Below are 9,014 nucleotides of genomic sequence, written 5' to 3'. Positions count from 1 at the left end.
ACAGATATTCCACGCCCGCAAAGCCGTTGCGGGCGGCTGCCGCGAAGCGCTCCATGAACGGCACTTCGTTGAACAGCATGGTCAGATTGGCGGCAAATTTAGGCATATTCTATGGCCCTCTTTTACCCTCCCCTCGATGGGGAGGGTGAAAACCGATCAAATGCTCAATCCAGGAGCGCGATCGCGGTCGGCGCATCCTTGGCATCGAGGGCGAGGTCCTCGAACTCGGTGACCTTGTCGAGATCGATGCCCATGGCGACGTTGGTGACGCGCTCCAGGATCACCTCGACCACCACCGGCACGCGCAGTTCGGCTGCCAGGCGCTTGGCCTCCACGAAGCCCTCATGCAGCTTCTCGGGATCGGTGACGCGGATGGCGCGGCAGCCCAGGCCCTCGGCCACCTTGACGTGGTCGACACCGTAGACGCCCAGCTCCGGCGTGTTGATGTTCTCGAAGGAGAGCTGGACCTGGAAGTCCATGTTGAAGCCGCGCTGCGACTGGCGGATCAGGCCGAGATAGGCGTTGTTCACCAGGACATGCACATAGGGCAGGTTGAACTGGGCGCCCACCGCCAGTTCCTCGATCATGAACTGGAAGTCGTAATCGCCCGAGATCGCCACCACCGAGGCGCTGCGATCGGCGGCGCAGACGCCGAGGGCGGCCGGCAGGGTCCAGCCGAGCGGGCCGGCCTGGCCGCAATTGATCCAGCCCCTGGGCTTGTAGACATGCAGGAACTGGGCAGCGGCGATCTGCGACAGGCCGATGGTCGAGACATAAGTGGTGTCGCGGCCGAAAGCCTTGTTCATCTCCTCATAGACGCGCTGCGGCTTGATCGGCGTCTCGGTGAAATGGGTGCGGCGGAGCAGGGTCTTCTTGCGTTCGCGGCACTCCTCCAGCCAGGCGGAGCGATCCTTGAGCTTGCCTTGCGCCTTGAGTTCCTTGGCGGCCTCGATGAAGACGTCGAGTGCCAGGCCCGCATCCGAGGCAATGCCGTAATCGGGCGCGAAGACGCGGCCGATCTGGGTCGGCTCGATGTCGACATGCACGAATTTGCGGCCCTGGGTGTAGACCTCGACCGTGCCGGTGTGGCGGTTGGCCCAGCGATTGCCGATGCCGAGCACGAAGTCGGAGGCGAGCAGCGTGGCATTGCCATAGCGATGGCTGGTCTGCAGCCCCGCCATGCCGACCATCAGCGGATGGTCGTCGGGAATGGTGCCCCAGCCCATCAGGGTCGGGACCACGGGCACGCCGGTCAGTTCGGCGAAGGTGACGAGCTTGTCGGAGGCATCAGCATTGATGATGCCGCCACCCGCCACGATCAACGGGCGCTCGGCTTCCTGCAGGAGCGCGATGGCCTTGTCGATCTGGGCGCGGGTCGCCTTGGGCCGGTAGACCGGCAGGGGCTCATAGGTTTCCGGGTCGAACTCGATCTCGGCGGTCTGCACGTCGAAGGGCAGGTCGATCAGCACCGGACCGGGACGGCCCGAGCGCATCAGGTGGAAGGCCTGCTGGAAGGTGCCGGGAACCTGGGCCGGCTCCATCACGGTCACGGCCATCTTGGTGAGCGGCTTGGCGATCGCGGCGATGTCGACGGCCTGGAAATCCTCCTTGTGCAGGCGGGCGCGTGGTGCCTGGCCGGTGATGCACAGGATCGGAATGGAATCGGCCGACGCCGAATAGAGGCCGGTGATCATGTCGGTGCCGGCCGGGCCGGAGGTGCCGATGCAGATGCCGATATTGCCGGCCTTGGCGCGCGTATAGCCCTCGGCCATGTGGGAAGCGGCCTCGACATGGCGGGCCAGCACATGCTTGATCTGGTTGCGCGGACGCAGCGCGGCATAGAGCGGATTGATCGCAGCACCCGGAACACCGAAGGCACAGGTCGCACCTTCCTTCTCCATGATGTGCACAGCAGCTTCCGCCGCGGTCATGCGGGCCATGAGCGTTTCTCCTCAAGCATTCTTCGATCCGCGGATCGGAATTGCGTCTGTCTTTTGAAAATCACGCCTTGCAGGCGACCGATGGGATCGAATCCAGGGCGTGGTTGAATTCTTCGACGGAGCGGTGTTTCCCGCCCATTGCTGCCTGAAGATTGCAGGGGAAGGGCTATTAGTCCAATATATGGTTCGGTATAATCAATATCTCAAACATATGGATGCTGGACCGCCATGGAACTGCGTCATCTGCGCTACTTCATCGCCCTGGCGGAGGAGCTCAGCTTCACGGCCGCGGCACAGCGCCTGCACATCTCGCAGCCGCCACTGAGCCAGCAGATCCGCGACCTCGAGCATGAGCTCGGGGCGGTGCTGTTCCTGCGCACCAGCCGCAAGGTGGTGCTCACCGAAGCCGGCACGGCCTTCCTCGCCCATGCCCGCAGCATCATCGCCAGTGCCGAACTGGCGGCGACTCAGGTCAAGGCGATCGGCCAGGGCATGACGGGCGCACTCAACGTCGCAGCGACCGGCTCCATGCTGCTCGGTCCGCTCGCCGCCCTGATGGCGGACTATCGACGCCGCTTTCCGGGCGTGGTGATCGGCCTGCACGAAATGGCACCCGAGGCCCAGCTCAACGCGCTCGCGACGCGGGCCGTCGACATCAGCTTCCTGCGCATGCCACCCGAGGATGCCGAACTGGTGCACGAAACAGCCTGGCGCGAGCCCGTCGGCGTCTTCCTGCCATCAGGCCATCGCCTCGCCGAGCGCGGCCCAATCGCGCTGGCTGAGCTCCATGAGGACGAACATGTCTTCCTGCGCCTGCGTGATTCCAGCTTCGCGGTCTATCTGCGCCAATGCTGCGTGGAGGCAGGCTTCATCCCGCGCATCAGCCAGCAGGTGATCGAATCCTATTCGCTGACCAGCCTGGTGGCGGCCGGCTTCGGCGTCGCCCTCGCGCCCCGCAGCGTCAGCGCCCTGTCGCGGCCCGAGGTGATTTATCGCGACCTGGTGCCGCCCGCCCCCAGCGCCGACGTCAGTATGGTCTATCAGCGCGAGCCGAGCCCGGTACTGGCCCGCTTCCTAGCCTTCGCGCGCCGCTTCCTTGCAGATTGGCGCGCGCAGCCGGGCCGCCAATGAACTACCGCTGCTCAGGAAACGGGGATGGCGGCCAGTTCCCGGCGCAAGACCTTCAGGGCCGTCGACATCCAGATCCACACCCGGGCTGACTCGGCCTGTTCCTGGGCCAGGGTGACCTTCGTCCGGCTGAAATGCCTGTAGGCGTCATAGGCCTCCAGGGCGCCATTGGCTCCCGGCGCGGTATATTTCAGGATTTCGCGCGTCGTTCGGTCGCCTGCCAGACGATCCACGGGCGAAGCGGAAGGACGCCGTGCACCACCGGCACCGGGCGGCCGGTAATCACTGGATTCGTTGATATAGCCGTCGGGATCGGCGACACCCCAGGGCGTGCCGCCCATACCGCCATGGGTGCAGAAGAAATATTGCTGCTTGTAGATGGTCGAGGCACCCGGCGTGCGCCGCGTCGCATAGCTGCCGAACAGCAGCCGCGACCCCGTCTTCGGATCACGGCGGGCATGGAAGCACACACGGACATTGGGCGGAATGAAGAGCGGTGAATTGAAGGGCTGCCTGTCGACGGCATCGAACAGGAAGAGGCCATCGACGGGAATGCCCTCCAGCGCGAGCAGGGAGGCGGCATAGACCACGGCCGCACCACCCCGGCTATAGCCGGCTAAGAAAATCCGTTTGGGCCCGGACGCCTTGTGCCGATAGCGCTCCCGCACGGAGCGATAGGCACCGATGCCCAGGGCCGGCGTCGAGACACCGTCGAGGCTCGGGCCACGCCGGTAATATCGGGCCTCGTTGCCCCAGCTCCGATAAAGGCGCTGCACGAAACTGTTGCGGAACTCCGCCTCATAGGCCCGGTCGGAATAGGGGCCGGTACCGTCGATGCCGGCATAAATGTCGAGGGCCGCATTGGCCGCCGCGGCCTGGGCATCGCGCTGGCGCTGCTCCTCGTACCGCGCGACCTCCCTGGTGTAGAGCACCGACATGTCGTGGCTGTCGAAGGGAAAAGCGCCATTCCAGTTCATTGCCCGCCCCGAATGACCTACGAAGTATATGTAACAGTCTATACGGCCTCATTAATGTCCTTCAAGAAGTATTATTTGACAATAATATAATTCAATGCGCGGTATCTATGTACCCACTGAAACAAATCCGACACAATCCGTACCTCGGGATTGAGTTATTATGAGAATGGGCAATTTCTCTCCGGTCTTGAAGGAAAAAGACCAGCGGCAGGTCCCCAGCATCTCGTTCGCATTCTCCTCCAGATCTCGGAACGCGGGATAGGGGGCTTCGTGCCGGGCAACTCCCTGGGTGGTACGGACTGAGGAGGGTACCGCGGCAGGGTTGCACAAGTCCGCAGCCCCTTGACGAACCGGTGCAGGACCGACATTTTTAACCAGGCGTGGCCCACGCCCAACCTCCCAAGGCCTTCCCCAGCATGGCCTTAAACGGAGGCAAAGGGACTTCCGTCTCGGGTCGTCGTCCTGGTCCGATCGTTTCGGGCGTGGTTGCTGGGGAACTTGCGTCCGGGGCGTGAAAGGCCTGACAATGACGCAGAATGGCAATCTCAAGCGCCGTGTCCGTGCGCGCGCAGCCAAGACGGGCGAGTCCTACACCGCCGCGCTCAGACATCTTCGTGAGGCACAACCGCGCCACGCCGGCGCCCAATCGGTGCGGCTGGCGGTGGCGCAATCCTCGCTCTTCAACGATCCTCGCGACAGCTCCGCACTTCGCACCAGCGGCATGGAAATGCGACAGCTGATGTGCGACGCCCACAGGGTCGGCGCGCGACTGATCCATTTCCCGGAGGGTGCGACCTGCTCTCCCAACAAGCGCATCATGTCTGCGAGTGGTCCGCGCGACGTTGGCCCCTCAGACTGGACCCGATTCGATTGGGCGGTTCTCGGCGAGGAACTCGACGCGATCAGCACGCTCGCGCGGGCGCTCGGACTATGGACGGTGTTCGGCGCGGTCCATCGCCTGACCCCACCACACCGGCCGCATAACAGCCTCTATGTCGTCTCCGATCGCGGAGATCTCGTCACCCGCTATGACGAGCGCATGCTCTCGAACACCAAGATCTCCTTCATGTATTCGCCGGGCAAGCAGCCGGTGACCTTCGAGGTCGACGATCTGCGTTTCGGCTGTGCGCTCGGCATGGAGGCGCATTATCCCGAAATATTCACCGACTATGAAAGGCTCGATGTCGACTGCGTCCTGTTCTCGACAACGGGCGAGAGCCCGTCGGCCGCGCCGCCTTTCGCGGCAGAGGCCTTGGGACACGCGGCCAGCAATGCCTATTGGGTCAGCTACGCCGCCCATGCGCCGCAGAGCGTGATGGTCCCCTCCGGAATAGCTGCACCAGACGGCCGGTGGAACACCCAATGCCCGGCAGATGGCACACCGGCCATCGCCGTTACCGACATCACGACGGATCGAGACCATCCCGCGCGGCCATGGCGGCGAACCGCCCGTTCCGATCTCTACGAGGCGCATAAAATCGACGGCGATCCCAGAAGCGACGCCCGCAATTCGTTCTGACCGGCAAAGGGGGCGAAAGCCCCCTTTGCCTTACCGCTGCCGCTCAGGCCTTCGCGCCCGACACCTTCACGCCCGGCGCAAGCGAGCGCAGTGCGTAGTAGATGATGCCCGCGATGGCGACGCCGAAGAACCAGCCATAGATACCCCACCAGGCCGGCAGCCAATTGGTCAGGTTGGGCAGGATGGAGGAGAACAGTGCGCCGATGCCGGCGGCGATCAGGGCGTTGACATGCCAGCCGCCCTGGAAGCGGAACTCGCCATCCTCGCGATAGAGCGCCTCGACGTCGATCTCGCCCTTGCGGATGAGATAATAGTCGACCAGCATCACCCCGAGGATCGGCCCCATGGTGGCGCCGATGATGCCGACGAAGCTGGCGGCGCTGCCTTCCCAAGGCGCGAAGGGATAGAGCACCAGAGCAATGAAGGCCGCGATGTAGCCGCCCTTCTTGAAGTCGATGGCGCGCGGGAAGACATTGGCGAAATCGAAGGCCGGCGAGACGAAATTGGCCACGACATTGATACCCAGCGTCGCCACCGCGAAGGTCAGCGCGGCAAGCAGCGCCAGGAACCAGCTGTCGAACTTGGCCGAGATCTGGTCGGGATGCAGCAGCACCTCGCCATAGACGTCGTAGGCGGCGATGGTGGTGACGCCGGCCACCATGGAGAACAGCACCAGATTGACCGGCAGGCCCCAGAGATTGCCGGTGCGCACCGCCGATTTGTCGGGCGCATAGCGGCTGAAGTCGCAGAAATTCAGGTAGAGCGCCGAGAAATAGGTCACCCAGATCGCGGCAACCGCGAACAGCGAGGTCCAGGAGCCGGGCGTGCCGGGCACCCCGGCATCCTTGGTCTTGTCGAGAAGGACATCGAGCGGAATATCGCTGGAAAAGGCGAACTTGCCGGATTTGACGCACAGATAGATCGCCAGGATCAGCATCATCACCCACACCGCTGGGCCGGCCCAGTCCTGGAAGCGCCGCACCGTCTCCATGCCCTTCTGGATGATCAGCAGCTGCAGGGCCCAGATCACCACGAAACAGATCACTTCGAGCCCGGAATGGCCGAGAAAATGCACGTCGCGATGGAACTGGGCGAAACTGTCGGAGCGGATCAGCAGCGCCACGATAGCGCCTGAAGCGGCCGACGTCTGGGCACCATACCAAAAACAGGCGACCACGGCCCGCACCAAGGCCGGCAGGTTGGCGCCCCAGATGCCGAAGGAGGCCCGGGCGAGCACCGGATAGGGCACGCCGGTCTTCACGCCGGCATAACCCACCAGATTCATCAGCGCATAGATGACCAGCGAGCCGATGCCGATGGCCACGATGAAATTGACGAAGCCGCCGCAGAACAGGAACAGACTCGCGGCGAGATAATAGCCCCACAGGCTGTGCACGTCTGAGGTCCAGACGTTGAAGATGCTGAACGGCCCCCAATTGCGAATTTTCGCCGGGGCCAGATCCTCGTTGTAGAGGTCGGGCGATGCCCCTTTGATCTCCATTATCACCTCTCCCGCGCTCGTCCGCCGGAGGTTACAACATGACGCATGGTAATGTCCGGCGGCATTCCATGCGTCATTGCTGGGCCGAATCTTGGCACCGCATCCTGCAAGTCAGAGCGCTCGAAAGATGCAAGTCAATCAGCATCCATGCAATGAGCACCGATATTTTACCTGTACTGACTCCGCCTGACCATCGTTGCCGGCAATACTGTCTGAATAAGAGGCAGCCTGCACAGTCCGGCGGCGAACACGCGCGTCCACGCGCCGACATGGCAAGAAAAAACCCGCCTCTCGCATCGCGATGGCGGGCTGTTACCGGGCCGGGGGCGCAGAACCTTCTGGACGAGAGGGAGGCGAACCGGAAGTCCGCACATTCCTAAAATAAGCCTCAGCCGCGCTTGCGCGGCTTCTTCGGCTCGCCCATCACATAGGTCTCCTCGACGGCGCGGTCGTCGCCCAGCGTGACCAGCACGAAGAGCTCCTCGGCCAGGGTAGTCACCGTCTCCATGCGATGCGCCATGGCGGGAGTCGCTCTGGCGTCGAGCACCACGGCATCGCATTCAAGACCCGGTTCGAAACTGCCGATCAGATGCTCAAGGCCGATGGCGATGGCGTTGCCGCGGGTCATGGCGTGGAACAGCGCCAGCGAATCCAGGCGCTGGCCCTGCAATTGCAGCACCTTATAGGCCTCATTCATGGTCTGCAGCATGGAATAGGAGGTGCCGCCGCCGATATCGGTGGCAACGCCGATGCGCACCGGCCTGTTGGGATCGCGCATCGCCTTCCAGTCGAACAGCCCCGAACCGAGAAAGAGGTTGGAGGTCGGGCAGAACACGGCGACCGCATCGGCATCCGCATAACGCTGGCGCTCGCTCTCGGACAGATGGATCGAATGCCCCATCAGCGATTTGCTGCCGAGCAGCCCGTATTTCTCATAGATCGCGGTATAGTCGGCGCATTCGGGATAGAGCCGCTTGGCAGTGGCGACTTCTTCCAGATTTTCCGAAATATGGGTCTCGACCAGGCAGTCCGGATGCTCGCGCGACAGGGTTGCGGCGGCTTCGAGCTGGGCGGGCGTCGAGGTGATGGCAAAGCGCGGCGCGATCGCATAGAGCTGACGGCCGCGGCCATGCCAGCGCCCGATCAGGGCCTTGCTGTCGTCATAGCCGGATTGAGCGGTGTCGGTGAGCGCGTCGGGCGCATAGCGATCCATCATCACCTTGCCGGCGGCCATGCGGGTGTTACGCCGCTCGGATTCGGCAAAGAAGGCCTCGGCCGAGGCCGAATGCACCGAGCAGAAGGCGACGGCCGTGGTGGTGCCGTTGGAAAGCAATTCGTCGAAGAAGAAGGCTGCGCCGCGGGCCGCATGGGCCGGATCGCCATATTTCTGTTCCTCGACGAAGGTATAGGTGTTGAGCCAGTCGAGCAGTTGGGCCGCCCACGACGCCACCACCTGGGTCTGCGGCAGATGGATATGCGGATCGATGAAACCGGGCGTGATCAGGCGGTCCGAATGATCATGGATCACGATGGCGGCGGGAAGCTGGGGGCGCAGAACGGAGGTCTCGCCGGCCGCCAGGATCTTGCCGCCGGCCAGGACCAGCAGGCCGTCCTCGACATAGCGCACGGCGCTCTCGCCATGCTCTTCGGGACGCTCCACGAACCAGAGCAGGCGGCCGCGCAGGGCCTTATCCGCCCGCGAGAGATCCTTCGTCGTCACAACGTCACTTCCTTCTGGCTGGCGCGAGGGGCGCACGACTAAAGTGCTTTGTTCTGGTGAAGAGGCCGTGCCTTCAATGCGGGCACGAGCCAGGATCCTGCAAATACACCAGGATCCCACGGCATGGCTCACCGATCATGCCAGACATCATAACCATATCGTCTTCGGGCGATTGTCACATTTTATTGGGAAGTCCTTCATGCGAGGCATATCTACCGCTGTGACGCCC

At 63.3% G+C, this 9,014-nt stretch carries 6 protein-coding genes and 1 pseudogene; 2 read left to right on the top strand and 5 right to left on the bottom strand.

The genetic code is table 11. The features are described 5' to 3' along the window. Nucleotides 1-106 (bottom strand): annotated as a pseudogene (locus BA190_RS36765) (hydroxypyruvate isomerase); the annotation flags it as partial. A 58-nt stretch (nucleotides 107-164) separates the two neighbouring features. Continuing rightward, nucleotides 165-1,940: a glyoxylate carboligase gene (gene gcl / locus BA190_RS05600; protein WP_068283837.1), complete on the bottom strand. Its 1,776-nt coding sequence runs from the start codon at nucleotides 1,938-1,940 to the stop codon at nucleotides 165-167. A gap of 228 nt (nucleotides 1,941-2,168) precedes the next feature. Here gcl and BA190_RS05595 point away from each other — a divergent pair, with 228 nt between their 5' ends. After that, the gene (locus tag BA190_RS05595; RefSeq protein ID WP_068283835.1) at nucleotides 2,169-3,071 is read left to right on the top strand and encodes a LysR family transcriptional regulator; all 903 of its coding nucleotides are present in this window, start codon (nucleotides 2,169-2,171) and stop codon (nucleotides 3,069-3,071) included. An 11-nt stretch (nucleotides 3,072-3,082) separates the two neighbouring features. Here BA190_RS05595 and BA190_RS05590 read toward each other — a convergent pair whose 3' ends face one another. After that, nucleotides 3,083-4,045, bottom strand: a complete 963-nt coding sequence (locus BA190_RS05590) for a hypothetical protein (RefSeq protein WP_156771369.1) — start codon at nucleotides 4,043-4,045, stop codon at nucleotides 3,083-3,085. Between the two features lie 526 nt (nucleotides 4,046-4,571). On the opposite strand from BA190_RS05590, the gene BA190_RS05585 reads away from it, so the two are divergent. Then, the gene (locus BA190_RS05585) at nucleotides 4,572-5,564 is read left to right on the top strand and encodes a carbon-nitrogen hydrolase family protein (RefSeq protein ID WP_068283825.1); all 993 of its coding nucleotides are present in this window, start codon (nucleotides 4,572-4,574) and stop codon (nucleotides 5,562-5,564) included. A 43-nt stretch (nucleotides 5,565-5,607) separates the two neighbouring features. Here the strand turns inward: BA190_RS05585 and BA190_RS05580 are convergent, their stop codons facing one another. Both BA190_RS05580 and guaD read right to left on the bottom strand, forming a co-directional pair. Then, nucleotides 5,608-7,065, bottom strand: a complete 1,458-nt coding sequence (locus BA190_RS05580) for an NCS1 family nucleobase:cation symporter-1 (RefSeq protein ID WP_068283823.1) — start codon at nucleotides 7,063-7,065, stop codon at nucleotides 5,608-5,610. 388 nt (nucleotides 7,066-7,453) lie between these two features. After that, nucleotides 7,454-8,785 carry a guanine deaminase gene (guaD, locus tag BA190_RS05575; RefSeq protein WP_068283820.1) on the bottom strand — a complete coding sequence of 444 codons (1,332 nt, stop codon included), beginning with the start codon at nucleotides 8,783-8,785 and terminating at the stop codon, nucleotides 7,454-7,456. Nucleotides 8,786-9,014: the final 229 nt, after the last annotated feature.

The sequence above is a fragment of the Labrys sp. WJW genome (assembly GCF_001676615.1).
GTDB lineage: Bacteria > Pseudomonadota > Alphaproteobacteria > Rhizobiales > Labraceae > Labrys > Labrys sedimenti.
Note: the sequence above shows the minus strand (reverse complement) of the source record. Positions and strands in the feature narration are given on the sequence as shown.

Excerpts from the sequence above, each read along its gene's own strand:
- gcl (WP_068283837.1), bottom strand. The coding sequence starts at position 1,940 with ATGGCCCGCATGACCGCGGCGGAAGCTGCTGTGCACATCATGGAGAAG.
- BA190_RS05595 (WP_068283835.1), top strand. The coding sequence starts at position 2,169 with ATGGAACTGCGTCATCTGCGCTACTTCATCGCCCTGGCGGAGGAGCTC.
- BA190_RS05590 (WP_156771369.1), bottom strand. The coding sequence starts at position 4,045 with ATGAACTGGAATGGCGCTTTTCCCTTCGACAGCCACGACATGTCGGTG.
- BA190_RS05585 (WP_068283825.1), top strand. The coding sequence starts at position 4,572 with ATGACGCAGAATGGCAATCTCAAGCGCCGTGTCCGTGCGCGCGCAGCC.
- BA190_RS05580 (WP_068283823.1), bottom strand. The coding sequence starts at position 7,065 with ATGGAGATCAAAGGGGCATCGCCCGACCTCTACAACGAGGATCTGGCC.